Below are 23246 nucleotides of genomic sequence, written 5' to 3' on the forward strand. Positions count from 1 at the left end.
TCAAGCCGTCGGTGCGACAGGCAAGTGCGACAGGCAAGATCAACTCGGATGCTGCGAATGCTTCGGAGGACGAGCGGTACGCATCTCGGCGCGATGGACATCGCCGGCCCGTTGATCGGTCGCTCGTTGTCCGGCCGGCTGCTCGAGCCGGGACGCGTCCACCTTGTTGATCTTGGCGTCGAGTTTGTCGCTGTCGAGATCGTTGCTGTTCAGATAGGTCAGTTCGTTCAGCAGATCGGCCGAGGACTCCAGCTCCCGGTACTCCGTCTGCTGACCGGTTCGCCGGCTCCTTCGCCACTGCACCAGCTTGATCAACTGCTGAACCAGCACACTGATGCAGACGGCGAACGCGATCGCGATCACCATGCCCCAGATCGGGTGGCTGGCGATCTTGCCGCCGATGCTGCCGATGGTGGAGTAGATCAGCGCCCAGAGGCCACAGCCGACGATGTCGGCCGGAATGAATCGGCGCAGCGGAAACCGGCCCAGGCCCAGAGCGATGATCACCGGCGCCCGGCCGCCGGGCACCAACCGACCGGTGATGATCGCGCTGAACGCGTTGCCGTGCAGCTTCTTCTCCGCCTGGTGCACCCGGTCGGCGTACTTGCGTCGTTCCAGCCAAGGCCGTAGTCGTTTGGAACCCAGCCGCGCTTCCAGCAGCAGCAGGGTGTCGCCGATCACTGAGGCGATCCAGGTGACGATGAAGATCAGGAAGATGTCCAGCCGCGAATGGGCGGCCAGGGCGGAACTGCCGCTGACCATCTCGCCGGTGGGTACGAACGGGATCGCGGATCCGATGGCGACTGCGAGGAAGAGCAGCAGGTGTCCGCGAATGTGATCCACGGACCCGAATGTAGTCGCTCGCCGGTGGCATCTCCCCCATCGACCTGACGCCCAATGCGTCACACTTCGCGCCCCGGTCGGATCCTCAGCTGCTTCGCAGCTGCCTCGCTTCACCCATCCGACCCAAGGTCCCTGAGCCTGCCGAAGGGCCGCTCAACCGATCCGATCCAACGCGCGATCGACGAAGCCCTGGAAGCGGGCGAGGTGACGATCCAGCCGTCGCGGGTCCAGGCCCCACTCGCCGAGTCGGCCGACCGGCCGGCGCGCGGCGACCAGATCCCAGTACGGCAACCCGTCCAGGTCGAGCTCACCGGCCCGCGCGGCGGCGTACCGCCGGGTGAAGTCCTCGGCCGCGTCGACGCCGTAGGCCCAGACCAGCTCCATCCGCAGGTTAGCCAGGTCCGAGCGCGGATCACCGACCGCGGCGTCTTCCCAGTCGATCGCGACGACCATCCGATTCCCGTGCCACAACGTGTTGCCGGGCCAGATGTCGCCATGCAGGATCCGCGCCGGATGCTCGTTGTGCCGTGGCCACCAGGCGCCGAGCCGGTTTCGGATCAGGGTCTCGCGCATCGACTCGTCCGGCTGCTCCGGGGCTGCGGCCAGCCACCGGTCGACCTTGTCGGCGTAGCGTCCCAGCCGGTCGAGTGCCGGGCCCGGCGGCAGCCGGTGCAACTGGGCCAGCAGTTCGACGAACTGATCGGCCACCGCTGCCGACCACGTGGGCGGGGGAGGGTCGGCGTCGATGAAGTCGATCACGCAGAACGGTCCGCCGAGCAGGTCACCGGTGTCGTCGGCGTACCGCGGGGTCGGCACCGGCAGCCCGTGGTCGGCCAGCTGCCGCAGCAGTTCGGTCTCGGTGCCGGCTGGATGCCGATCGGCGGCCAGATTCTTGGTGCCGTACTCACGGACGACCAGCCCCTCGGCTCGGCCGTCGGGATGTTCGAGTTCGAGTACGGTGATCTCGGCCGACATGCCGCCGAGCAGCCGCCGCACCCCGCGGAGCCGGGCCTCGGGCGCGACGCGCCGGGCCACCGGCAGGAATCGCGACTGTAGATTCACGCCAGCCATCCCATCACGAAGGCCATCCCATCAAGGAGCGAGGGAGACGACGGATGCCGACATCGGGTAGCAGTTCGAGCGCACGCCTGTCGGCTCGGATCGGTGCGCGCATCCTGCGGACTCGCGCGGTGGTGCGGGCACCGATCTGGCTCTACCGGGCCGGTTTCGGGTTCGTCTTCGGCCGACGGCTGTTGCTGCTGGAACACATCGGCCGGCGTTCCGGGGTCGCACGTTACGTCGTGCTGGAGGTCGACGGACGAAGCACTCGCGGCGGCTACGTGGTTGCCTCGGGTTTCGGCACCCGGGCGCAGTGGTACCGCAATCTGATCAAGCAGCCGGAGGTCCGGATCCAGATCGGTTGGAGCGGCTGGCTGCCGGCTCGGGCCCGGCAGCTGCCCGACGACGAGGCGGCCGCGGTGTTGGATCGTTACGCCGAGCAGCACCCGACGGCCTGGCAGCAGCTGCGACCGATCTTCTCCGAGACATTGGGCGCCGACATCGAGGTCGGCGGCACGTCGCTGCCGATGATCGCGCTGGAACCGCGCTGATCTTGTCGCGATTCGGTCGGGTGATCAGAGCGCTGCGGCGACCGAGTTGATGATCTTGCAGAGCTGGTCCGGCTGGGCCAGGAACGAGGAGTGTCCGGAGGCGATCTCGTACGTCTGGTCGGCCCGTTCGCTGAGCCGGCGTTGCACGCTGACGGCGGTCGCGCGGTCATCGGTGGTGATCACGTACGAGGCCGGAATCTCCTTCCAGACAACGGATTGTGGCGATTGGCCGAGCACCGCCGGGTTCATCGGACGGAGATGTTCGATCGCGGCATCCGGGTCCGGACAGTCGTGGAACAGCACCTCCCGGGCCCGTTCCGGTTTCATGATCAACAGTTGCTTCTCGGTCATCGCGAGGTCGACCTCGGGATGGATGTTGGATTCGTCGGCCGGCGGTTCGAAACCGCCCAGGCTCTCGCCGAGGTCGGCCATGTACGCCGACAGATAAAGGATGTGGCGCACCGACGGATGCCCGGCCGCGCCCTCGGTCGCCGGAATCCCGCCGTAGGAGTGAGCGACCAGCAGCGCGTCCTGCTGCCGGTCGAGCACCGTACGGATCGCGGCGGCGTCGTCGTGCAGGTCGCCGTGATCGGGACCGCAGCTGGGCAGATCAACTGTCTCGACCCGTACGCCTTCTCCGGTCAACCCGGCGACGACCTGGTGCCAGTGCCAGGGCGCATGCCAGGCGCCGTGGACAAGGACAACGGTCGGTCCGTCTGCGTGACTCGGGTTGGTTGCGTGCTCGGTCATCGGATCCCCTCCGGTAGCTGCGTTTGCTCCGGGGTGAGTATGCCGCCGAACGCGGGTCAGGTCTGCCGACTTTCGGTGTTGGTGCCCGGGTCGGGCACCAACACCGCCCTCACCACGGAACTGTTCTCACCACGGAACTGGGCCGGAGTCGTCGAAGAACTGCCCGGTCGGGCCGTCGTCGGGCAGGTTGGCGAGCTGAATCGCGACCGCGGCACCCTGCTCCGGCGGACGCACTCCACGGTGGCCGTTCAGATCGGTGTCGCAGTAGCCGGGGTCTGCCGCGTTGATCAAGATCGAGGTGTCGGCGAGTTCCTTGGCGTACTGCACGGTGAGAGCGTTCAGGCAGCTCTTCGACGGCGAGTAGGCGGCCGACACCGGTCCGACCGCGTCGGACTGAGACGTCTGCAGCGTCATCGAGCCGACTCCGCTGGACACGTTCACGATCCGCGGCGACGCGGAGCGGCGCAGCAACGGTAGCATCGCGTTGGTGACTCGGATGACACCGATCACGTTGGTGTCCAGCACGTCTCGCACCGTCGCCGGATCGACCGTGGACGGCTGCTGACTCCAGCCGCCGGTGATCGCCGCGTTGTTCACCAGTACGTCCAGCCGTCCCGTCGTCCGGTCGATCAGCTCGGCAGCCGCGGCCGCGCTGTCCTCGTCGGTCACGTCCAGCGGTACGCCGAACGCGTCGATACCCTCGGCCCGCAGCTTGTCAACGGCGGCCTCGCGGCGTTGTTCGTCGCGGGCGCCGACGCCGACCTGCCAGCCCAGCCGACCCAGCCCGGCCGCGACCTCGTACCCGATTCCCTTGTTGGCGCCGGTCACCAGCGCCACTGTCTTTTCTGTCATGTCGGCCATCGTGTTCTCGGTGACCGTGGCAGATCCAACACCGATCGGGTCCCGGGCGATACCGCAGAGGTATTGCCGGCGGGTACGGTGAGGTCCTGTGGAGACGCGTGAGCTGCGGTATTTCGTTGCGGTGGCCGAGGAGTTGCATTTCGGCCGGGCGGCGGAGCGACTCGGGATGGCACAGCCGCCGTTGTCCCGGGCGATCGCCCAGTTGGAGCGGCGGTTGGACGCGACGTTGCTCGAACGCAACAGCCGGGGCGTCCGGCTGACCGAGGCCGGTACGGTGCTGCTGCGGGAGAGCCGGACGGCGTTGGACGCGGTCGATGCCGCCGAGCGCAGGACGAGGCGGGCGGCCCAGGCGGTCTTTGGCGAGCCGGAAGTGGTGCTGGTGACCAAGGCCGCAGCGACGACCGAGTTGCTGAGCAAGCTGCTCGCCGCGTACGCCGCCGAACCGGGTGCGGTCAAGGTCGAGGTGTTGCTGTGCGGACCCGGCGAGCAGGAGCGGCTGCTGCGCGACGGTCGCGCGGACGTCGGTCTGCTGCATCGCCCGTTCGACAGCATGATCGGGCTGGACGCCGAGGACCTGCTGACCGAGAACCAGCTGCTGATCGTGCCCGCCGGTCACCCGCTGAGCACCCGGCCACGGCTGAGTCTGGCTGAGGTTGACGCGGAGCTGGACCTGCCGATGCCGGTCTGGCCGGACGGGCAGGGGCGGTATCCCGACGTACCGGGCCCGCGGGTGCACGATGCGGCCCAGTTGGCTCAGTTGATTGCGCTCGGCCGGACGGCCGCGATCCTGCCGGAGTCGATCAGAGGTCAGTTACGTGACGACGTGGTGGCGGTACCGATCACTGACGCGCCGCAGGTAACGACGATGATCGCGTGGCCGGCTCAGAGTCGGTCGAGAGCGGTCGCCGACCTGGTCCGTACGGCGACCCGGATGTAGCAGTCTGCCTGGACTTGCTGCGTTTCGGTCGGTCGGTCTTGTCGCATTATGGCCCCGGGTCTTGTCGCATTCTGGCCCCCGGGTCTTGTCACATTTTGGATGGCACTGACGTCATTGTCTGTGCAGGACAGCAGAATGAGGCCGTTGCCTGCCACAGCGCTTGCGCTGATCGACGTCGAGTCACCAGGAGCAGTTGATGCCAGCGAAGATCATGATCACCGGAGCCACCGGAAACCTCGGCCGCGCCCTCGTGCCGGTGCTGCAGCAGGCCGGAGCCGAGCTGCGGTTGCTGAGCCGATCCGAGCAGCCGGCCGGCGACGGGTTCGAATGGGTCCGTGGCGACGTGTCGACCGGCGAGGGTCTCGAGGTCGCGGTCAAGGGCGTGGACACGATCGTGCACTGCGCCGGCAGTGCCCAGGGCGACGCGGACAAGGCACGCCACGTGGTCGAAGCGGCAGCCGCGGCCGGCGTCGAGCACCTCGTACACGTGTCGGTGGTCGGCGCGGACACCATCCCGGTCGTCGGCCGGATCGATCACTCGATGTTCGGCTACTTCGCCGCGAAGCGGGAGGCGGAGCAGGTGGTCATGGGCTCGCCGATCCCGTGGACGATGCTGCGGCCGACCCAGTTCCACAGCTTCGTTGTTGATCAGCTGGACCAGCTGTCGAGGACGCCGGTGTTGTTGCCGGTGTTCAAGGGCGTCAGCTTCCAGCCGGTGGACGTGAACGACGTCGCCGTACGGCTGGGGGAGCTGGCCCTCGCCGATCCCGCCGGCATCGCCGCGCCGATCGGTGGTCCCCGGATCTACTCGTTCGACCAGCTCGCTCATGACTATCTGACCGCGACCGGCAAGCGCCGCGTGGTCGTCAACCTGCCGGTGCCCGGCGCGTCGGTGAAGGCTTTCCGCGCCGGGGCGAACATGGTGCCCGATTACGCCACCGGCACCGGCACTTGGGAGGCCTACCTGGCGGAGCGGTTCGGCCGTTGATCTTGCTCGTCCTGCGGGAAGCGGGTCAGCGCTTCTCGCAGGCGATGCCGTCCTTGTCCCGATCGCTCTTCTTGTTGGCGTTGTAGAGCCCGGCTGACCGCTTGAAGTTGGTCACCTTCTTGGTGTGCCCGCGCACCTTGTCGTGCGCGCCCGGCTTGCCCACCCCGTGCTTGTAGACCTTGTTGAGCGCCGTGCAGTTCTTGTACGTCTTGTAATGCGCGGCCTCAGCAGGAAGCGCCGACGCCGCCAGCGGCAACGAGGCGAGAAGGACCGAGGCAACCGCAACGCGGATCTTCATCTGTTGACTCCGTTCAACGTTTCCGACGTGCATGACTCGCCTGACCAGCGCGTCATGCCGGGATGAGCATAGGGGGCAACCGGCGACGTCCCGCCCGTTCGGGCCAGGACCAAAGTCCCTGATTTCGCGCCGGAACGCTTCCGCGGAAGCGTCTCCGCGGGAACGACTTCTTCTCTTGGTGAGTCGTCGCCTCGGCGTGCTAATGGACCGTGTTGTGCTCGCAGGTGTCCTTCGCCTGTGATGGCGCAGTCGATGGTGCGGCGCGAGCTGGATGCGCCCAGCGGATTCGCAAGGAAGTACGAGGGCAACGCGGCGGGACTTTTCACGACGACAGCGGTAGCGGGGGTTCAGTCTCAGGGCCTGCCAGAGGTGGTGCGCCATCAGGGACTCGAACCCCGAACCCGCTGAAAAGCGCCGCGCTGATTTTGGCGGCTTGCCCGTTCTTGATCATCTGGTCGCTGACTAGGGGAGACGCGGGATTCGCGACCGAGCGGAGAGGTTGGCTCTTGGCTGTTTTGGCTGCAAACGGCGTGGCGTAAAGCGTGGCGTCGGCCCACACCAGCCCCGTCCCCTCGTAGGCGCCAGATTGTAGGTCGGAGCGGAGTGGGTCAAGTGTGGAGCGAAGCGGAATCCGTAGGACGCCGGAGGTGCTTTTGCGGAGGCGCTCTTGACGTGCGGAGTGGAGACCGGAGACTGGTCCGAAGAGGGGACGCGGCGAGCCCGAGGCTGAGATGGGGAATGGACCGGCGCTTGCCGGACCGAGCGAAGGGCACCGTGCGCTGTCCTTGAGGTGGATTTGGGATGTCCAGGTTGCCAACGGCTCGAATGGGCGTCGGTGTCAGCTGGCACAGTGCTGCTCATGTTGTCGATTGTGCTCTCGGTGCTCGCGCTGGTCGGGACGGCAGCGTCCATTACCTGGCAGGTCGTTTCTTGGCATTTGACCGGTCCTCGTCTGAAGGTCTCAGCGACCTGGGGAGTGGCCGGCCGAAGAGACAGGCCTGATCTGCCCGCGCTCTACCTCATGATCGAGGTAGCGAATATAGGTCGAGCCGAGACAACGATTCATACCCTCGGCTACCTCACGCCCGACAATAGTCAACTGGTTGAATTGCAGTGCGCGTTGCAGGGGCAGGTGCTGCCTCGTCGGCTCGCGCCGGGTGACGCGCTGACGTTCTTCTATGACTTGGAGCGCATGCAGCACTCGCTCCGCCACAACGACATCCATGGGGAGCTTCGTCCGTACGTGCGATCCGGACATGGGCGGCGAGTCGGGCGCAGTCGGTACACCGCCGCTGAGGTTGTGAAGCTGGAGCGGTAGTGGGGCTATGGCGACGCGACTCGCGTCGGTCTGGCAGGGTCGTGTACTGGGGATAATATGCTCCGTCGCGGTCGCCCTTTTGAGCGTGCCGTGTGAAGGATGCCGGGCATCTGTCTGAGATCCTGAGCCTCGTGATCCTGACCATCATCGTCGCCATCGTCGGCCTGCTAACCACGCTGGCGGCGGCTCTCCTACAGCCGTGGCTCGGCGCCAAGTATCAACGCGCGGCTTGGACCCGTGATGCTCAGTTTGGGGTCTACTGCACCGCCCTGGCATACGCTGAACACCTAACGGCGTTGGTAGACCGCCTCACGACGCCCTACGCCGATGCCGCCGACGCCATGGAGATCGACCTGGAGTCCGCTAGTGGGCGAATGCGGTTGCTGGCTCCGAGCAATGTCGCTCAGGCGTGGTCGGACCTCCTAGAGGCCGATGCGATCTTGAGGTGGAACGTGAGTGAGAACGGGCCCTGGCAGCCTGGGGAAGTTATGTCAGGGGATGACACAGATCTGGTTCGGCTCAAGAGTGCGATCGACAAGTTGACAAGCTTGATCCGCTCCAGCTTCTCGAGTGGGGCCGTGCCCCCAGCGAAGTCCTCTGGTTGGGCATCGCGGTGGGGCAGCTCCTCGTTATGACCGAGTTGACGCGCAGGGCGAGGACCGGAGCGCAGCGAAGCGAGCACCGGACCGCAAGCCCGCGCGGCGAAGCCGCGCCTTGATCTATTAGAGGTGTATTCGGCAGTGCTTCTTCCGAGACGCTGTGCTCCGTCGGTTGATGTGCGACACACGTCCGTCAGTTGATCTGCGACACCGGTCTTGTCGGCACTCTGATTTTGGGCGTCTCCGTGGGGCGTCTCGGAGTCAGGGAGGCCGGGATTGGTACTGGTTGTCTTGTCTGTGGTGGAGCAGCGTCTGGACGCGGTCCGGGCAGTGCTGAGTGGGATGGATGTGGTCGAGGTTGCGGCCCGGACCGGGGTGCATCGAGCGACGGTGCATCGGTGGGTGGCCCGCTATTTGGCTGAGCAGATCGGCGGTCTGGCGGATCGGTCGCATCGGCCGGTGTCGTGTCCGCATCAGGCTGGTGAGCCGGTCGAGGTGGCGGTGGCGGAGATGCGGCGGTTGCATCCGCGGTGGGGTTCGCGGCGGATCCGGTTGGAGTTGTTGCGTGGACCGCTGCCTTGGGCTCGGGATGGTTCGGTGCCGTTGCCGGTGCCGTCGGAGCGGACGATCGATCGGATCCTGATCCGTCAGGGGTTGTTGCGGCAGCGGCCGCGGAAACGGCCGCGGGAGTCGTTTATCCGGTTCCAGCGTGAGGGGCCGATGCAGTTGTGGGGCATCGATATTGTCGGCGGGATCGAGCTGGTCGATGTGCGGACCGGGGAGATTCGGGGCGCGAAGATCGTGACCGGGGTTGATGATCATTCCCGGTTTTGTGTGATGGCGGCGGTGGTGGAACGGGCGACCGGCCGGGCGGTGTGTCTGGCCTTTGCGCAGGCGCTGGCCCGGTATGGGGTGCCGGAGGAAGTGATCACCGATAACGGCAAGCAGTTCACCGACCGGTTCAACCGGTATGGGCCCAGCCGGGGTGAGGTGTTGTTCGACAAGATCTGCCGCAAGAACGGCATCACGCACCGGCTGACCCGGCCGGCCTCGCCGAATCAGAACGGCAAAGTGGAGAGATTTCACGGCACGTTCCGGCCCGACTTCCTCGATCAGGCTGGCCCGTTCGCATCGGTTGAGGCCGCCCAGGCCGCGGTGGATGCCTGGGTGGCCGGCTATAACGCCGACCGGCCGCACCAGGCACTAGACGACAAGGTGCCGGTAGTGCCGGCCGACCGGTTCACCCCCGCTGCGGCCGTGCCAGGGATTGGGTTGTGGGTGCCGACCGGGTTAGGGATCCTCAACACCACCAGCGATCCCGCCAACGCCGGCAAGTCAGCAAATGATCACGAACCGCCGCGTGTTCATGACCTGGGTGATGATCATGAACCGGTGAGCGGGCAACCAGCGGTTCGGGTGCCGGGCAGTGGTGCGGCGATCGAGTTGGATCGGGTGGTGCCGGCGTCGGGGAACATGGCGTTGTGCAACAACCAGTTCTGGCTCGGACCGGGCCGGGCAGGTCAGGTGGTGCGGTTTTGGATCGACTGCCAATGGGTGCACCTGTCGATCGGCGGAACCCGGGTCAAGTCCTTGCGATCTCGGTTCACCGTCACCGACCTCGATGTGCTGACCGGCCAAGGTGCGGTGCCGGCCGGTGCGCCGCCGTTGCCGGCCAAGCCCGGTCCGGGCAGCCGGGCCAGTCGGACCGTGACCGAGGTCGAGCGGACCGTGGGCCGAGCCGGCACCGTGTCGCTGGGCAACCGGGTGGTCCTGGCAGCGGAGATTCTGGCCGGGCGTCGGGTCGGCATCTTCATCGAGGAAGGTGCCCCGCTGCTGTTCTTCGACCCCGACACGCGAGAACTGCTGCGGGTGCGACCCAACCCGCTGGAACCGGGTGAGGCGTTCGATCTCAGACACGCCCGCCCGGTCGGCCCGGTTCCCCGGCCCTCGACCGAGCCGATCACCGTCCAGCGGCGGGCCTCCAACACCGGCGTCGTCACCGTCGCCGGCCAGCACGTCGCGCTCGGCCGAGAACACCAACACCGCACCGTCACCGTGCATGTGTCCGAGACCAGTCTGGCTATCGAGTTGCCCGGAGCCGATGAACTCGTGGTCCGCAGGACCACCATCGACCCGGTGCGTAGCATCAAGGGACAGCGGCCACGGACCGCTGAACCCTCAGTTTCCTAGGCCAGCTGTCGCACATCAGCTGGCGGAACTCTGTCGCACATCACCTGTCGGATCACATTCTTCCGAGACGCCGGGGGCAAGGAGATTCATGGTCAGGTATCGCGTCACCGGTGTCACAGGCGCACAATTTGGAGTTCAGTGGGAACACAAGGACGACGATCGCGAGATTGCGCGCCGCGTTCTCAATATTCTTTCCGACCGACGGATGCTTTGGAAGGATTTCTCGCTTGAGATTGAGGAGCATTGCGTGAAGTCGGCCAACCTTAGTTCGTGATCGAATCGGAACGCAGCTAGACAATCCTGAGATCGACTTCGACCTGTCGCGGCGCCTTCAACTTTCGCAGCGCCTGTTCCGTGATTTCGCTGATGAGGTAGGACCAGCAGAGTCAGAGCCTGATCGTGCATGGAGGTCGATGGGTACTGATCGGTTGTCTATGGCACTCGGTAGGCTGCGAGCTTTGGTAGGTGTTCAGATCGGCGACTGGGCGAGCGAGTATGACCTCGAAGTCTCGGACGAGTTGGCGGTCAGCGTTCGGGATCAAGTCGGTTGGTTCTTCGAGCGATTCGACCGAGCGCGTCCAGTGAGCTGCGGATCCGCTTGTCGCGGGCCGCGCTGATGTTGGTCGCTTCCAGCGGATCCGGGCGCATCAGCGCAAGAATTGCGCCATGAGCACGAGCACATGGATCGCCGCCGCTGCTGTTGTCGTCGCTGTCGCAGCGCTGTTTTATGCCCGCCGATCGGCGAATGCTGCGCGCGAGCAGACCAAGATACAGAGGCAGCTTCGTGAGGATGCCGCCCAGCCCTACGTGTGGGCTGATCTTAGACCATCTGAGGAGCACGGGCAGTTCATTCTGTTGGTCATCGGTAATAGTGGGCCCACGCTCGCGACGGATGTTCAGGTGAGTATCACTCCGGAACTCCGCACGCAGGAAAAGGAGCGAAGCGGTTTGATCCACAAGGCACTTGCCGATGGGCTTTCGGCGCTGGCTCCAGGCCGGACGATCACCTGGAATCTCGGGGTTCCGTGGGAGGTCATCACCAAAGGGCAGCCGAATATATACAGGATCCGCATACGGGCCAACGGTCCCTTTGGTGCCGTTCCTGCGATGACTTACTCAGTCGACCTTGAAACACTAAGGTATTCGCTTGCTGTTCCACCGGGCACTCTCAATGGTATAGCGGTCGCCATTGCTAAGGCATCGAAGACGCTCAGCGAAGCGGTGGTCGGGCAGGCGGCAGACTGAGTCTCATCGCTCAGTGTCGATTCAACTGGCGCACTATATTCTCGGCCGCATGAACGAGGTCTTTCTGCGGATTCGCGGGGACGGACTTACCGGTGACTTCGGTTTCGTGGAGGTAGTCGTCGACACTGAGTTCGAAGGTGTCCGAGTACGGTCTGCCGCGGTAATCCTTGTACGAGGCAATCACAGTAAATGTGTCTGGAAGTGGCTCAGAGTTGCGCACATCGCTGGGCTTGTTCGGGTTCTGCTCGCCGATATAGTACGCGGACCGGATGGGCCGTCCTGGTGGAAGTATGCGTAGCGTTCCTGTGAACCGCTTCTCAAGCACCGTGGCAACTTGGGGCCTGCGTTCATCCCTCGGAATGATGATCGGGGTTGGGTCGAAGGCTACGCGAAGGTCGCGGGCAGCGGTCGCGCCACTGTTCCGGAGCACTAGATCAAGGTGGCGTTGGTCTCGGCTGAGCGGTGCTCGCTCCAGATCGGCTGTGACAAGCGGCCGCGTGCGCTCTCGGCTGTCTCGCAGGATCGCCAGCAGGCTGATAATTGCGACGGCGGCCGCTGCGGCCGTAGCGATTGCTGTGATTGGTCCCCACATTGGTTTGTTAATCCTTCGGGTTATGAGAAACTCCTTCAACTCTGGAAGCCTTTGGACCTGAGATAGTCCTCGACTGCGGGAGCGAAGCCGTATGGGACGTATTCTGAGGCTTCGCTCGAAGGCACCCAAGCTACGGCGGCGAGCTCTTCGGTGTCGGTGACGTGGGCTTCGCCGGAGTCGATGTCGCAGGCGACGTAGGCCATCCGACGTCCGGTGTTGGGGTGGACGCGTTCGCCGAGGTGTTTGGTGGCGTGGACGGTGAGGCCGACCTCTTCGCTGGTCTCGCGGACGGCGGCTTGTTCTGCGGATTCGCCGGGTTCGACTTCTCCTGCGGGGAACTGCCAGGAGAGACTGCCTTCCCTGACCTTGCGTTGCGCGAGGAGGAGTTTGCCGTCTTGCAGGATGATCGCTGCGGCGATGGCGGGGCGGTCCTCGGGTGCGGTGGTCACACGGCCTCCTTGATGACGTCGAGCACGGGCGGATAGATGCGGTCGATCGGTATGAACTTGGTCAACTGGTCCGTGGGGACCCAGCGGACGTTGAGATTTTCGAAGGGGTCGCGGTTTTCGGGTTCGCCGGCTAGGTACTCACACAGTAGGTAGACGCAGAAGACGCCCGTGATGGGGTGGGTGCGGCTGCCGATCTGCCCGCGTACGGCGCAGTCGATGCCGGTCTCGGCCAGGGTTTCGCGTACGGCCACGGCTTCGGGTGACGATTGCGGTTTGACCACCCCGGCCGGGAACTGCCAGGACGCAGACTCCGGGGTTCGTGGTCGCACGAGGAGGATGTCGGGGCCTTTGATCACGACGGCCAACGCTGCACTGAGTGCAGCCGCTGGCGGGGCCTCGGCATCGCTCGCGTAGAAGCGTTGTCGCTGTTCTGGTGTCGCGGTTTCGAGCGCGTGATCGAGGAGCTGTTGGATCGCCGGTCTAGGGATGACGTCGGGGTCCTGGTGCCAGCGGGCGACGGTGCGCGGGGCGATGTTGAGGTGTTGGGCGAAGTCTTCGATGGAGTGTCTGAGGGCATCTTGCAGTTGCGTTGCGGTGCGTCCGCTCCATTGCTGCATGCCTGTCATGTGTCAGTCCTCGGTGACCTATCGCTGACGGCTGGTTGTCGGTGACATGTCACGGCTGATGCACGGATCCGTCATGGCTCCGCCGGGTCGTCGCGACTTGCCTTGGATGCATGGTGTTCGAGGTCGGATGTACGGCTCGCCAGGTCGGATGTGCCGCGTTCAAGACTGTCGAGTCGGTTGCGGATTGCCCGCAGCTGCTCGGTCAGCGGTTCTTCGTCGGGCGTGGGCACGGCCAGCACGCGGGATCGTGTCCCGCGTCCGGTGGAGACGATGCCTTGCTCCCGCAGTGTTCGCAGAGCCTGTTTCACGGTCATGTGCGAGACCTGGAACTCCTCGGCCAGGTTCGTAACGGTCGGGAGTTCGTCTCCGACGTTGAAGCGGCCGCTGCGGATCTGCGCGCTCAGCGTGGCGACTACGTGACCGTATCTGGTCGAGTTCGCGGACGCCATGCCAGGAATCTTAGCGAAAGGGCTAGACAAGTTCATCTCGAAGTGATAGGCAATAATAAGCTAGCTCAATCTACTCAAGGAGGCTGCGATGCCTGTTCAGGGACCGTTTCGTGTGGAGTGTGCCGAGGTGTTCCCACATGGTGTGGGGATTGTCGGTGAGGTTGGTCCGCTGGCCGATTTTGATCGGTCGACTCGGGAGAACCGAGTTCAGGCCACGGACAAGGATTCCGGGCTGCCCGTCTGGGTGGTGGATGTGATGGATTTCGATCCGGAGGCTCGGGAGCGGACGTTCAAGGTGAAGGTGGCAGCCCCGGTGCAGCCGGTTCCTCCGGAGGCGGTCTCGGGTGTGCCGGTGCGTCCGGTGCATCTGGAGGGGCTGATGGTGACGCCGTACGTGAAGGAGGTCGGCAACTTTCATCGGGTCGCCTACTCGTTCAAGGCGTCGGGATTCTCCGAGCCTCGACAGAACCGCAGTTCGGGCGGTTCGTCGGGTTCGTCGGCGAAGGCGGCGTGATCATGTTCGGCAATGGCCTGGACGTGAGGGTTGGCGGATTGCGGGCCTGGGCTCGCGGTGACTACGCGTGCGAGGCGGCGGTCGAGCTGCTGGTGCGGGGCTTTGGTGGACGGTTCGCCTCGGGCAGTTGGCCGTGGGTTCGGGTGGATGACAGGTCTGGGTCATGTTGGCTTGATCCGGACGAGATCCCTGCTGAGGCCGGCGTCCTGTCGTCGGGTGAGCGCGCCTTTTTGATCTTGGTCGCGGCGTTGGCCGGCGGACCGCCTGCGGCTGATCTGGGTGGTGTGCTGGCCTGTCTGGATCGCGAACACCTCGGGTTGGTGCTGGCAGCTTTTGCTCACGCAGGTGGTTCGCATGAGCATGCGGTGATTTGTTGGACCGATGAGGGCGCTCGGTTTGATCGGCCTGGCCCGTTGGTGGACTGGCCGGTCATGGCCCGCTCGGTGGGGGTGGCGTGATGTCGACGCAACCGACGAAGCAGCAGGAGTGGTCGGCGTCACGGCCTGCCTGGGCGGTGGCTTCGGATCGGGATGAGATCGCTGATTTGGTGCCGTCGTGTTCGCGGACGGATCCGGATGTCTGGTTCTCACGAGAGCGTCAGGATGTCCGGACGTGTGCCCGGATCTGTGCGGGGTGCCCGCTGCGGGCGGCGTGTCTGGCGGGTGCACTGGTACGTGACGAGGAGGCCGGGATCTGGGGTGGTGTTCGGTTCACTCCGGCCTGGGCCTTCGGCGCGGTGTGTACCGACGGCGGTCGCTGCATGCTGGACGGCCGTAGTTCTGCTGGTACGGATGTGGGTCGGGAAGCACGTGATCTGGCCCGTGCCCAGCTGCGGTTGCGGCGGCTGTTGTATCAGGGCCGGCGTCGGGCGTTCGTTGCCCGCTTGGTGCATCGGATCGGTAAGCCGGTGCGGATGGTGCCGGGTGGCTGGTGGGTTGGTCCGTGGACCGACCCTGACCCGGCGCGGGGCCTGTTGCGGATGCGTGCCTTGGTTCCGACGATGCTGGCTGATCGCCCGATCCAGCGGTGGCCGTGGGAGTTGCGGTTGTTGTTCGAGTTCCCCGACTCGGCGATTCCGGAGCCTCGTCGGCTGAGTCGGTGGTGCACCTTGGACGAACTCGACCCTGGTGTTGATCATGAACGCGAATCGGGCCACTCCGTGTTGCTGCGGCCCAAGCATCCGGAGCGGCTTGATCGGTCGGCGGCAGCATGACTGCCTCGGCTCCGATGGCGGTGCGGCGTGGCGGTCGTGCTGTGGTCCGGGAATGCTGGTGGTGGCTGTCCGGCGCGGGCAGGTTGCTGCGCGGCTACCCGTTCCGGTCGTTGGTCTGGCTGCTCGTCGTCGTGATCGCCGTAGTGGCGGATGCGCGGACCGTGTTGGTCATCGTCCTGGTCCCGGTGTTGATCATCGCAGTATGGGCGCGGGTGTTGCCGGTCTCGTACGGGCGGCTGCTGGCCGGTCCGCTGTCGCGGTTCCGGCTGCGGCGGTGGGTGCGGAAGGTGTGGCCGTCGTTGATGGAGTCGTGTGGTCTGGCTCGTCGTGCCCCGCTGCACTCGCGCCGTGCGGACCGGGTGTTACCGGGTGAGCGGTTGGTTCTGCCCCGTCTGGTGTCGTGCCGGTGGCGGCAGGGCCGGCTGGTGATCGTTCCCGGCTTGGTGTCGGGTCAGACGGTCGCCGACGTGGAGGACGCGTCGGAACGGCTGCGGACCAGTCTGGGCGCGGTGCGGCTGCGGGTGATCCCGGATACGGCGCGGACGTCGTGCCGGATCGTGGCTGGGTTCGATGACCCGCTCGCCGCCGTGTTCACCGCATCTCTGCCTGATCCGAATGTGCCAGCGGCGTCGGCGGGCCTGTCAGTGGTGTTGGGCCGCACCGAGGACGACGAGCCGTGGCGGGTCGATCTGGACATCTCCTGTTTGACCGCGGGCTGCTCGGGCGCAGGTAAGGGGTCGGTGATGTGGTCGCTGCTGCTGGGGCTGGCTCCGGCGATCCGGGCCGGTTTGGTCGAGGTCCACGGGATCGACTTGAAGGGCGGCATGGAACTCGGCCTCGGCCGGGGCTTGTTCACCCGTTACGCCGACGAACCGTCGTCTGCGGTGATCTTGCTCGAAGAAGCCGTCCGGGAGTGCGAGGCCAGGGCTCGGCGGATGGCGGGCCGGTCCCGTCAGCACGTGGCCTCGGGGTCGGAGCCGTGGGTGGTCGTGATCATCGACGAGCTGGCCTCGCTGGTGGCGTATCTGTCGGATCGGGATCTGTTGCGGAGGGCTGAGGCGGCGTTGGCGCGGTTGTGTTCAATCGGCCGCGCTCCGGGGTTCGTGGTGTTTGGGTTCCTGCAGGACCCGCGTAAGGAGACGTTGAAGGCCAGGCATCTGTTCGGGCAGACGATCGCGCTACGGCTGCGGGAACGCGAAGAGGTCGCGATGGTCCTGGGCGACGGGGCAATCGGCGCGGGTGCGGAGTGTCACCACATCCCGCGGGACCTTCCCGGTGTGGGCTTCGCTGTTGATGACACCGGCCGGCTGGCGCGGGTTCGGGCCGGGTTCGTACCGGATCGGATGATCATCGATGCCGCACGCCGGTTCGCGGCACCACATCCGCGCCCGATCGTGGTTCCAGAGGAGCCGGAGCAGCCGAAGCGGCGGTCTCGTTCGCGGAGTGCGGCATGAGTATGCGGCTGCTGGTCGATCTGACCACCGACATGGTGCGCGAGCTAGCGGTCGCCGAGAAGGTCTGCGTGCGTCCGTTGCTGCGCCGGGTGCTGGATCGGGAGACCGGCATCGAGGAGACGGTGCCGATCCCGTGCGGCTCGACCCTGGAATCGGTGTGCCCATCGTGCGCGCACAAAGCCAGGGTGCTGCGGATGCAGCAATGCGCCGAAGGCTGGCACCTCGGCACCGAACCCGAAGATCACGAATCCGAAGATGATCAAGAAATCGGCGATCATGGCCAGGCCGACGAGGACGATCACGGTGAGGAAGATCGCGACGGAGACAGTGATCGGCGGGTGCGTTCCACGCGGCGAAGGTCGGATGCAGCGGATCTTCCTCGCGTGGCTGCGGAGGATCGGACGATCGGGCGGACGTTCACCAGTCTGGACGGGCATGAGTACCGGCCCTCGATGTTCCTCACCCTGACCCTGCCCTCCTATGGTGCGATCTGTGCTGGTGCACCGGTCGATCCGGAGTCCTATGACTATCGGCGGGCAGCGATGGATGCCCTCCTGTTCCCGCGGCTGGTGGATCGGTTTTGGCAGAACCTGCGCCGCTGCGCCGGGTACAAGGTGCAGTACTTCGCCGCTGTCGAACCTCAACACCGTCTCGCGCCGCACTTGCACGCGGCGATCCGGGGTGCGATTCCTCGCCAACTGCTCCGGCAGGTGATCAGGGCAACCTACGTGCAGGTGTGGTGGCCACGGTTCGACCGTCCAGTGTTCGTGCAGCGGGTGCCGATGTGGGACGGCACCGGCTACGCCGACCCGGACACCGGCGAAGTCCTCCCCACCTGGGAGGAAGCCGTTGACGGGCTGGCCAATGATCCCGACGCCAGGCCGGCGCACGTGATGCGGTTCGGGACACAGGCCGACATCCGCGGGATCATCGCACCGTCTGAGGAAGCCGACCGGGCCATCCGCTATCTGACGAAGTACCTCACCAAAGCCATCGCCGAACCGCTCACCACCGACCCCGACGAAGATGATCCGGTAGATGAGCGGCGGGACGCGCACATTGATCGACTGCACGCGGAGTTGCGGTGGCTGCCGTGTTCGGAACACTGTGCGAACTGGCTGCGCTACGGCATTCAGCCGAAGAACCCGACACCCGGGATGCAGGCCGGTCACTGCCCGAGCAAGGCCCATGATCGAGAACACCTCGGCGTCGGCGGCCGCCGCGTGCTGGTGTCGCGGCACTGGTCGGGCAAGACCCTGGCCGAACACAAAGCCGACCGCGCCACCGTCGTCCGCGAAGCACTCCATGCGGCAGGAATCGTCCCTCCCGAGGTCGAACGGCTGGCAGCCGACGTGACCGCCCAGGACGGGCTACCTCGCTTCGTCTGGACCGACACCCGGCCCAGTAATGCCGGTGAGTACCGCAAGATCATTTTCGCTGCGATCGAGGAACGGCGGGCCTGGCGGGAACAGTACGACGCCGCCAAGATCATCGTGGCACCTGTGGGCGATCATTCGGCAATTGATCATCACAGTGAGTCGGATGGGCCCGCGCCGTGATCAAGTGCCGTGGTCGGGCTCGCTGTTGTCGGCTGATGTTGATCATGAGCGAGTCGATTTTGGTCCGGTTCCGTTGGAGGGATTGGGATTCAACCGAGAGAGGGTGTTGGTGATGGTGTCCGACGAGATCCCGAGTCGGTTCGAGCAGCTGTGGGACGTGAGTCAGGCTGCGGAGTACATGAAGGTGAGCGCGAACACGCTGTACGGGTGGCGGTGTCGCAAGTACGGGCCACCGAGTTATCGGCTGGGGAACAAGGTTCGGTATCGGCCGGATGAGGTACGCGATTGGGTGACTGCGCAGGAGGTTCGTGCCTGGGTTGAATATCAGTCTGCCTGGGCGTCCTGAGGTGTTGTTGTCATGGGACGTTCTCCGATGCCGATCGGGTCGTGGGGTCTTCTCCGTACGTACCCGATGGGCCACGGTAGGGATGGCAAGCCGACCTGGGTGAAGGCGGTTGCGCAGTACCGAGACTTCGACGGCGTGACGCGACAAGTTCAGGCGAGCGGGAAGTCAGTGACACAGGCGACGCAGAACCTTCGGAGCAAGCTGCAGAGTCGATCAGCCGCGGGGAGACATGGTGAGCTGACTGGGATGACCCGGTTCCGTACGGCGGCGGATGTGTGGTTGGAGAGGATGGACGGGATGGTGGCCGATGGCCGGCGGTCACCGGGCACGGTTGAGACCTATCGGCGGCAGCTGAAGAATCATGTCTTGCCCGCGATGGGTGAGATTCGCCTGGGTGAGGCGACGACGCCGTTGGTTGACAAGGTTGTTGGCAAGATCAAGACTGACGTGAGTGCAGCGACGGCGAAGAGCTGCCGAAGCGTGATTTCGGGCGTCCTCGGGCTGGCAGCCAGATACGGCGCGATCATCGTGAATCCGGTGCGCGACATCGAGCGGATAGAGGCGAAGCCGAAGAAGCCACCTCGGGCGCTGACGGCGGATGAGCGGATCGAGTTGTTGAAGCAGCTGCAGGAGGACGAGAAGGCTCGGCGGCGGGATTTGCCAGATCTGGTGTTCTTCATGTTGGCGACTGGCGTACGGATCGGTGAGGCCTTGGGGGTGGTGTGGTCGGAGGTCGACTTCGAGGCGGGGACGGTCGAGATCACGAGCACCATCATCCGGGTTCGGCATGAGGGACTGTTGCGGAAGGATACGAAGAGTTCGGCGGGCAGACGAACGTTGGCCTTGCCGATGAGTGCCGTGGCCGTGTTGCGGCGTCGGTTCGCAACGGGTGCACGTCTTGATCAGCCGCTGTTTCCGAGCGTCCTGGGCGGCTTTCGGGACCCGGCGAATGTTCGTCGCGAGCTGCGGGATGCGCGGGGTGATGCTGCCTTGGCGTGGATCACATCGCACACGTTTCGGAAGACGGCGGCGACGATCTTGGATGAGGCTGCGTTGTCGGCCCGGCTGGTTGCGGATCAGCTGGGTCATAGCCGGCCCTCGATGACTCAGGATGTCTACATGGCGCGGCGGGCGGTGGACTCGCAAGCGGCGCTCGCGCTCGATGCCGCGTTAAGGGACACACTGGCCGAGAGCGAAAAGCATGGCAAAAGCATGACTGGACCGGAGGGTCGGGCTCGGTAAACCGAGCTGACTAGGGGTTTTGGTGCGCCATCAGGGACTCGAACCCCGAACCCGCTGATTAAGAGTCAGCTGCTCTGCCAATTGAGCTAATGGCGCGTGCGCGGAGAAACAGTAGCAGCGACCGGCCCCGGACCTGAAATCGACGCGTTGACTCATCGAAAATGCCCGCGTAGGTCGTGTCGTTGACTCATCTCAAGTTGCCCGCGTGGGACCTCTCGTTGGATGGAGCTCTCGATGGCGGCGCGGAAGGCGATCACTCAAGCCCAGTTGGACAAGTGGCCGAAGGCGACGAAGGCGGAGAAGTCGGCGATCTTGGATGCGGTCTGCCAGGTGACGGGCTGGCATCGTGATCATGCCCGCAAGGCGATCCGGATCGCGTTGGCCCACCGTGCCCACGGTGGCCCGCCTCCGCGTAAGCAGCGTGAGCCGGTGCTGACCTACGACCAGGCCGCGGTCGATCTGCTGCAACGCTGTTGGGCCGTGCTGGACGGGCCGAGCGGCAAACGGTTGAAACCGGCCCTGGCCGACGTGTTGAACAACCTGGCCCGGCACGGCCACCTCGACGGCATCGACCCCACGGTGATCGCCCAGGTCCGGCAGATGTCACCGGCCACCATCGACCGCCGGCTGGCACCGGCCCGGATCGGTCTGGTCGCAGGCAAGGGCATCTCCCACACCCGGCCCGGATCGTTGCTGAAATCGTCGATCCCGATGAAAACCTGGCACGAGTGGAACGAGTCGATCCCCGGCATCATCCAGATCGACCTGGTCGGCCACGACGGCGGCGACGCCAACGGCCACTTCCACTACAGCCTCGATGCCACCGATGTGGCCACCGGCTGGACCGAAACGATCACCGTCAGGTCCAAGGGCGAGCGGATCGTGGCCGCCGGGCTGGAACAGCTCTGGCTGCGTTTTCCCTTCCACGTCAGTGGAATCCACTCCGACAACGGTTCGGAGTTCATCAACCACCACCTGCTGAAATGGTGCACCACCCGCAAGATCAACTTCTCCCGCGGCCGCGCCTCACACTCCAACGATCAAGCCCACGTCGAGCAGAAGAACTGGTCGGTGGTCCGCCGCAACGTGGGCTACTACCGCTACGACAGCCCGCGCGAGCTCGACCTGCTGAACCAGGTCTGGCCGCTGGTCTCACTCCAGGTCAACCTGTTCCTGCCCCAGCAACGCCTGATCTCCAAAACCCGCCACGGCGCCACCGTCACCAAACGCCACGACACCGCCGCCACCCCGATGGATCGACTCCTCACCCGGTTCGGCGACATGGTCGACCCCCACGACCTTGACCGGTTGCAGACCCTGCACCACGACACCGACATCGAGCAGCTGAAATATCAGATCACCGACCTCCAGGCCAACCTGCTCGAACTGGCCCGACGCCGAGGCCAGGTCCAACGCCGAGCCAAGACCAACCACGTCTACCTCAGCAAACGCAAAATGCCCCGAACCAAGCGGGCACCTTCCGATGAGTCAACGACTCAAAACACGCGGGCATCTTGACATGAGGCAACATGATCGAGGGTCAGGAGTCCAGCACGGCCATCGCGGCGCTGTGGCCGCCGAGGCCGCTGACGGCACCGCCGCGGCGGCTGCTGGAACCGCACAGCAGCAGTCCGGGGTGCTCGGTGGCCACACCCCAGCGTTCGGCCGGGGTCTCGGCTTCTTGATCATCATCTCGCCAGGGCCAGCTGAGGTCGCCGTGGAAGATGTGGCCGCCGGGCATGCCGAGCTCGGCCTCGATGTCGAGCGGTGTCATCAGCTCAAAGCAGGGGTCACCGTTGGCGTCAGTGGCGATGCAGTCGTACAGCGGTTCGGCCAGAAAACCCTTGATGCTGGCCTTCACCGCCCACTCCACAGCAATCGACCGGCCCGGTTCGTCGAAGAGATTCGCCGGGGCGTGCAGGCCGAAAAGCGTGAGCGTGTGCCAGCCCTTCTTGACCAACTCCGGGCCGAGGATGCTCGAGTCCGTGAGCGAGTGGCAGTAGACCTCGCACGGGAACGGGGCTGGCAACTGGCCGGACATCGCGCGCTGGTGCGCAGCGCGAAGCTCCCGATAGCTCTGATGCACATGCAGCGTGCCGGCGAACGCGATCTTCGGATCGAGTCCCGAGCGGAGCGTCGGCAGCCGTTGCAGCACCATGTTGATCTTGATCTGATTGCCGGCCGGTTTGGCTGTGGCCTTGCCGAGCAGGCGATCGAGCGTCCACCGAGCACAGTTCGCCAGCACAACTGGTGCCTGCCAGGATCGGCCGTCGGCAGTGACCGCACGCCAATGATCAACTTCTCGACTCAGCTCGGTCACGGCCACTTCGGTGATCAACTCGGCGCCGGCCGCAGAAGCCGAGCCAACCAGGGCATCCGCGACCGCGCCCATCCCGCCGACCGGCACCCGCCACTCACCGGTGCCCCGTCCGATCACGTGGTAGACGAAGCAGCGGTTCTGCACCAGCGATTGATCATGGACGTCGGCCTCGGTGCCGATCAGCGCATCGGTCAGCACCGTTCCGCGTACGACGTCATGGGCAAACCTGTCCGTGACCAGATCGCCGATGGGCCTAGCGGTCAACGCGTCCATCAGTTCGTCGCCGACGCGGCGGCGGATCTCGCCGACCTGGGGAAGCGGCTCGGTCAGGGTCGGTGCGACCACCGAGGCGAAGCGTTCAAGATCAGCATGGAATCGCTGCCAGGCCCCGTACTCCCGTTCGTTGCCGGTGATCTCGGCGAACGACGCACGCGTCGCGTCGCCTTCCGGGCGTTCCACGAGCAGTCCATGATCACCAACCGGTGTGTACGAGCCGACGGTGCGGGAACGCAGTTCCAGGTCAAGATCAAGATCGGAAATGATCTTGTCCGGCAACAGCGACACCAGGTAGGAGAACCGGGACAGCCGGGCGTCGACGCCCGGAAACGTACGCTCTCCCGCAACTGCGCCGCCGAGCTGGCCGCGCGCCTCCAACACCACCACGGACCTGCCGGCGCGTGCCAGATAACTGGCGGCCACCAGCCCGTTGTGCCCGCCTCCGATGATCACCACGTCAGCGTCGGTCATTCGTTCATCCAATCACCGGCGCCGGCGCGCGTCGACAACCCGCCGCTCCAGACCCGTATGGGCATCAGCCGCACCCAAGATCGTCTCCCGCGCGCG

The 23246-nt window shown here is 65.3% G+C and carries 26 protein-coding genes and 1 tRNA gene; 16 read left to right on the forward strand and 11 right to left on the reverse strand.

Features of this window, described 5'->3' with window-relative positions:
- Window positions 1-39: 39 nt before the first annotated feature.
- The gene (locus tag FOE78_RS07775) at window positions 40-843 is read right to left on the reverse strand and encodes a DedA family protein (RefSeq protein WP_143985777.1); all 804 of its coding nucleotides are present in this window, start codon (window positions 841-843) and stop codon (window positions 40-42) included.
- A 153-nt stretch (window positions 844-996) separates the two neighbouring features.
- The gene (locus FOE78_RS07780) at window positions 997-1905 is read right to left on the reverse strand and encodes a phosphotransferase family protein (protein ID WP_168207419.1); all 909 of its coding nucleotides are present in this window, start codon (window positions 1903-1905) and stop codon (window positions 997-999) included.
- Window positions 1906-1958: 53 nt separating this feature from the next.
- Between FOE78_RS07780 and FOE78_RS07785 the strand changes: the two genes are divergently transcribed.
- Window positions 1959-2453: a nitroreductase family deazaflavin-dependent oxidoreductase gene (locus FOE78_RS07785; RefSeq protein WP_143985779.1), complete on the forward strand. Its 495-nt coding sequence runs from the start codon at window positions 1959-1961 to the stop codon at window positions 2451-2453.
- 24 nt (window positions 2454-2477) lie between these two features.
- Here the strand turns inward: FOE78_RS07785 and FOE78_RS07790 are convergent, their stop codons facing one another.
- Window positions 2478-3203, reverse strand: coding sequence for an alpha/beta hydrolase (locus FOE78_RS07790; protein WP_143985780.1), 726 nt, complete (start codon window positions 3201-3203; stop codon window positions 2478-2480).
- A gap of 126 nt (window positions 3204-3329) precedes the next feature.
- Entirely contained in the window at window positions 3330-4055 is a 726-nt protein-coding gene (locus FOE78_RS07795) for an SDR family oxidoreductase (RefSeq protein ID WP_143985781.1), read from the reverse strand.
- 97 nt (window positions 4056-4152) lie between these two features.
- Here FOE78_RS07795 and FOE78_RS07800 point away from each other — a divergent pair, with 97 nt between their 5' ends.
- Window positions 4153-5001: a LysR family transcriptional regulator gene (locus FOE78_RS07800; RefSeq protein ID WP_143985782.1), complete on the forward strand. Its 849-nt coding sequence runs from the start codon at window positions 4153-4155 to the stop codon at window positions 4999-5001.
- A gap of 196 nt (window positions 5002-5197) precedes the next feature.
- On the forward strand, window positions 5198-5989 hold the full coding sequence (locus FOE78_RS07805) for an SDR family oxidoreductase (protein WP_143985783.1): 792 nt from the start codon (window positions 5198-5200) through the stop codon (window positions 5987-5989).
- A 25-nt stretch (window positions 5990-6014) separates the two neighbouring features.
- Here the strand turns inward: FOE78_RS07805 and FOE78_RS07810 are convergent, their stop codons facing one another.
- Window positions 6015-6287: an excalibur calcium-binding domain-containing protein gene (locus FOE78_RS07810; protein WP_143985784.1), complete on the reverse strand. Its 273-nt coding sequence runs from the start codon at window positions 6285-6287 to the stop codon at window positions 6015-6017.
- 859 nt (window positions 6288-7146) lie between these two features.
- On the opposite strand from FOE78_RS07810, the gene FOE78_RS07815 reads away from it, so the two are divergent.
- The 5 genes from FOE78_RS07815 to FOE78_RS07835 all read left to right on the forward strand — a co-directional run bounded on the left by FOE78_RS07815 (window position 7147) and on the right by FOE78_RS07835 (window position 11639).
- Complete coding sequence (locus FOE78_RS07815; protein ID WP_143985785.1) at window positions 7147-7605, forward strand: hypothetical protein; 459 nt, start codon at window positions 7147-7149, stop codon at window positions 7603-7605.
- Window positions 7606-7697: 92 nt separating this feature from the next.
- Window positions 7698-8240 carry a hypothetical protein gene (locus tag FOE78_RS07820; protein WP_143985786.1) on the forward strand — a complete coding sequence of 181 codons (543 nt, stop codon included), beginning with the start codon at window positions 7698-7700 and terminating at the stop codon, window positions 8238-8240.
- Window positions 8241-8546: 306 nt separating this feature from the next.
- Window positions 8547-10394 (forward strand): IS481 family transposase, encoded by a 1848-nt coding sequence (locus FOE78_RS07825; RefSeq protein ID WP_407662642.1) that lies wholly within the window; start codon window positions 8547-8549, stop codon window positions 10392-10394.
- Window positions 10395-10482: 88 nt separating this feature from the next.
- On the forward strand, window positions 10483-10668 hold the full coding sequence (locus FOE78_RS07830; RefSeq protein WP_143985787.1) for a hypothetical protein: 186 nt from the start codon (window positions 10483-10485) through the stop codon (window positions 10666-10668).
- 392 nt (window positions 10669-11060) lie between these two features.
- Window positions 11061-11639 carry a hypothetical protein gene (locus FOE78_RS07835; protein ID WP_143985788.1) on the forward strand — a complete coding sequence of 193 codons (579 nt, stop codon included), beginning with the start codon at window positions 11061-11063 and terminating at the stop codon, window positions 11637-11639.
- 10 nt (window positions 11640-11649) lie between these two features.
- On the opposite strand, the gene FOE78_RS07840 is transcribed toward FOE78_RS07835, so the two are convergent.
- The 4 genes from FOE78_RS07840 to FOE78_RS07855 all read right to left on the reverse strand — a co-directional run bounded on the left by FOE78_RS07840 (window position 11650) and on the right by FOE78_RS07855 (window position 13755).
- Window positions 11650-12270 (reverse strand): COG1361 family protein, encoded by a 621-nt coding sequence (locus FOE78_RS07840; protein ID WP_143985789.1) that lies wholly within the window; start codon window positions 12268-12270, stop codon window positions 11650-11652.
- Complete coding sequence (locus FOE78_RS07845) at window positions 12267-12680, reverse strand: NUDIX hydrolase (protein WP_143985790.1); 414 nt, start codon at window positions 12678-12680, stop codon at window positions 12267-12269. The genes FOE78_RS07840 and FOE78_RS07845 overlap by 4 nt, the downstream gene beginning before the upstream one ends.
- Complete coding sequence (locus FOE78_RS07850) at window positions 12677-13306, reverse strand: NUDIX hydrolase (RefSeq protein ID WP_143985791.1); 630 nt, start codon at window positions 13304-13306, stop codon at window positions 12677-12679. Before FOE78_RS07850 ends, FOE78_RS07845 begins: the two co-directional genes overlap by 4 nt.
- A 71-nt stretch (window positions 13307-13377) precedes the next feature.
- Entirely contained in the window at window positions 13378-13755 is a 378-nt protein-coding gene (locus FOE78_RS07855) for a winged helix-turn-helix domain-containing protein (RefSeq protein WP_168207420.1), read from the reverse strand.
- A gap of 88 nt (window positions 13756-13843) precedes the next feature.
- Between FOE78_RS07855 and FOE78_RS07860 the strand changes: the two genes are divergently transcribed.
- The 7 genes from FOE78_RS07860 (at window position 13844) to FOE78_RS07890 (ending at window position 20083) form a co-directional block, all read left to right on the forward strand.
- The gene (locus tag FOE78_RS07860) at window positions 13844-14269 is read left to right on the forward strand and encodes a hypothetical protein (RefSeq protein ID WP_143985793.1); all 426 of its coding nucleotides are present in this window, start codon (window positions 13844-13846) and stop codon (window positions 14267-14269) included.
- A gap of 2 nt (window positions 14270-14271) precedes the next feature.
- Complete coding sequence (locus FOE78_RS07865; protein WP_143985794.1) at window positions 14272-14727, forward strand: hypothetical protein; 456 nt, start codon at window positions 14272-14274, stop codon at window positions 14725-14727.
- Window positions 14727-15482: a WhiB family transcriptional regulator gene (locus tag FOE78_RS07870; protein ID WP_143985795.1), complete on the forward strand. Its 756-nt coding sequence runs from the start codon at window positions 14727-14729 to the stop codon at window positions 15480-15482. The genes FOE78_RS07865 and FOE78_RS07870 overlap by 1 nt, the downstream gene beginning before the upstream one ends.
- On the forward strand, window positions 15479-16936 hold the full coding sequence (locus FOE78_RS07875; protein WP_143985796.1) for a P-loop NTPase family protein: 1458 nt from the start codon (window positions 15479-15481) through the stop codon (window positions 16934-16936). The genes FOE78_RS07870 and FOE78_RS07875 overlap by 4 nt, the downstream gene beginning before the upstream one ends.
- A complete protein-coding gene (locus FOE78_RS07880) occupies window positions 16933-18495 on the forward strand; it encodes a replication initiator (protein WP_143985797.1) in 1563 nt (520 codons plus the stop codon). Before FOE78_RS07875 ends, FOE78_RS07880 begins: the two co-directional genes overlap by 4 nt.
- On the forward strand, window positions 18458-18841 hold the full coding sequence (locus FOE78_RS24095; protein WP_228266096.1) for a helix-turn-helix domain-containing protein: 384 nt from the start codon (window positions 18458-18460) through the stop codon (window positions 18839-18841). The genes FOE78_RS07880 and FOE78_RS24095 overlap by 38 nt, the downstream gene beginning before the upstream one ends.
- Before the next feature lie 297 nt (window positions 18842-19138).
- Window positions 19139-20083, forward strand: coding sequence for a site-specific integrase (locus tag FOE78_RS07890; RefSeq protein WP_228266097.1), 945 nt, complete (start codon window positions 19139-19141; stop codon window positions 20081-20083).
- A gap of 20 nt (window positions 20084-20103) precedes the next feature.
- Here FOE78_RS07890 and FOE78_RS07895 read toward each other — a convergent pair.
- A tRNA-Lys gene (locus tag FOE78_RS07895) sits at window positions 20104-20179 on the reverse strand.
- 138 nt (window positions 20180-20317) lie between these two features.
- On the opposite strand from FOE78_RS07895, the gene FOE78_RS07900 reads away from it, so the two are divergent.
- Window positions 20318-21601 carry an integrase catalytic domain-containing protein gene (locus tag FOE78_RS07900; RefSeq protein ID WP_143985799.1) on the forward strand — a complete coding sequence of 428 codons (1284 nt, stop codon included), beginning with the start codon at window positions 20318-20320 and terminating at the stop codon, window positions 21599-21601.
- Window positions 21602-21623: 22 nt separating this feature from the next.
- Here FOE78_RS07900 and FOE78_RS07905 read toward each other — a convergent pair whose 3' ends face one another.
- A complete protein-coding gene (locus tag FOE78_RS07905; RefSeq protein ID WP_143985800.1) occupies window positions 21624-23150 on the reverse strand; it encodes a phytoene desaturase family protein in 1527 nt (508 codons plus the stop codon).
- Between the last annotated feature and the right edge of the window lie 96 nt (window positions 23151-23246).

Origin of the sequence: Microlunatus elymi (assembly GCF_007362775.1) — a bacterium.
Taxonomy (GTDB): Bacteria; Actinomycetota; Actinomycetes; order Propionibacteriales; family Propionibacteriaceae; genus Microlunatus; species Microlunatus elymi.

What these genes read in the sequence shown, in the direction of transcription:
- FOE78_RS07860 (WP_143985793.1), top strand. Translation starts at nt 13,844, where the DNA reads ATGCCTGTTCAGGGACCGTTTCGTGTGGAGTGTGCCGAGGTGTTCCCA.
- FOE78_RS07900 (WP_143985799.1), top strand. Translation starts at nt 20,318, where the DNA reads ATGGCGGCGCGGAAGGCGATCACTCAAGCCCAGTTGGACAAGTGGCCG.
- FOE78_RS07790 (WP_143985780.1), bottom strand. Translation starts at nt 3,203, where the DNA reads ATGACCGAGCACGCAACCAACCCGAGTCACGCAGACGGACCGACCGTT.
- FOE78_RS07795 (WP_143985781.1), bottom strand. Translation starts at nt 4,055, where the DNA reads ATGACAGAAAAGACAGTGGCGCTGGTGACCGGCGCCAACAAGGGAATC.
- FOE78_RS07835 (WP_143985788.1), top strand. Translation starts at nt 11,061, where the DNA reads ATGAGCACGAGCACATGGATCGCCGCCGCTGCTGTTGTCGTCGCTGTC.
- FOE78_RS07810 (WP_143985784.1), bottom strand. Translation starts at nt 6,287, where the DNA reads ATGAAGATCCGCGTTGCGGTTGCCTCGGTCCTTCTCGCCTCGTTGCCG.
- FOE78_RS07830 (WP_143985787.1), top strand. Translation starts at nt 10,483, where the DNA reads ATGGTCAGGTATCGCGTCACCGGTGTCACAGGCGCACAATTTGGAGTT.
- FOE78_RS07785 (WP_143985779.1), top strand. Translation starts at nt 1,959, where the DNA reads ATGCCGACATCGGGTAGCAGTTCGAGCGCACGCCTGTCGGCTCGGATC.
- FOE78_RS07870 (WP_143985795.1), top strand. Translation starts at nt 14,727, where the DNA reads ATGTCGACGCAACCGACGAAGCAGCAGGAGTGGTCGGCGTCACGGCCT.
- FOE78_RS07875 (WP_143985796.1), top strand. Translation starts at nt 15,479, where the DNA reads ATGACTGCCTCGGCTCCGATGGCGGTGCGGCGTGGCGGTCGTGCTGTG.
- FOE78_RS07815 (WP_143985785.1), top strand. Translation starts at nt 7,147, where the DNA reads ATGTTGTCGATTGTGCTCTCGGTGCTCGCGCTGGTCGGGACGGCAGCG.
- FOE78_RS07850 (WP_143985791.1), bottom strand. Translation starts at nt 13,306, where the DNA reads ATGACAGGCATGCAGCAATGGAGCGGACGCACCGCAACGCAACTGCAA.
- FOE78_RS07905 (WP_143985800.1), bottom strand. Translation starts at nt 23,150, where the DNA reads ATGACCGACGCTGACGTGGTGATCATCGGAGGCGGGCACAACGGGCTG.
- FOE78_RS07865 (WP_143985794.1), top strand. Translation starts at nt 14,272, where the DNA reads ATGTTCGGCAATGGCCTGGACGTGAGGGTTGGCGGATTGCGGGCCTGG.
- FOE78_RS07825 (WP_407662642.1), top strand. Translation starts at nt 8,547, where the DNA reads ATGGATGTGGTCGAGGTTGCGGCCCGGACCGGGGTGCATCGAGCGACG.
- FOE78_RS07855 (WP_168207420.1), bottom strand. Translation starts at nt 13,755, where the DNA reads ATGGCGTCCGCGAACTCGACCAGATACGGTCACGTAGTCGCCACGCTG.
- FOE78_RS07890 (WP_228266097.1), top strand. Translation starts at nt 19,139, where the DNA reads ATGGTGGCCGATGGCCGGCGGTCACCGGGCACGGTTGAGACCTATCGG.
- FOE78_RS07805 (WP_143985783.1), top strand. Translation starts at nt 5,198, where the DNA reads ATGCCAGCGAAGATCATGATCACCGGAGCCACCGGAAACCTCGGCCGC.
- FOE78_RS07880 (WP_143985797.1), top strand. Translation starts at nt 16,933, where the DNA reads ATGAGTATGCGGCTGCTGGTCGATCTGACCACCGACATGGTGCGCGAG.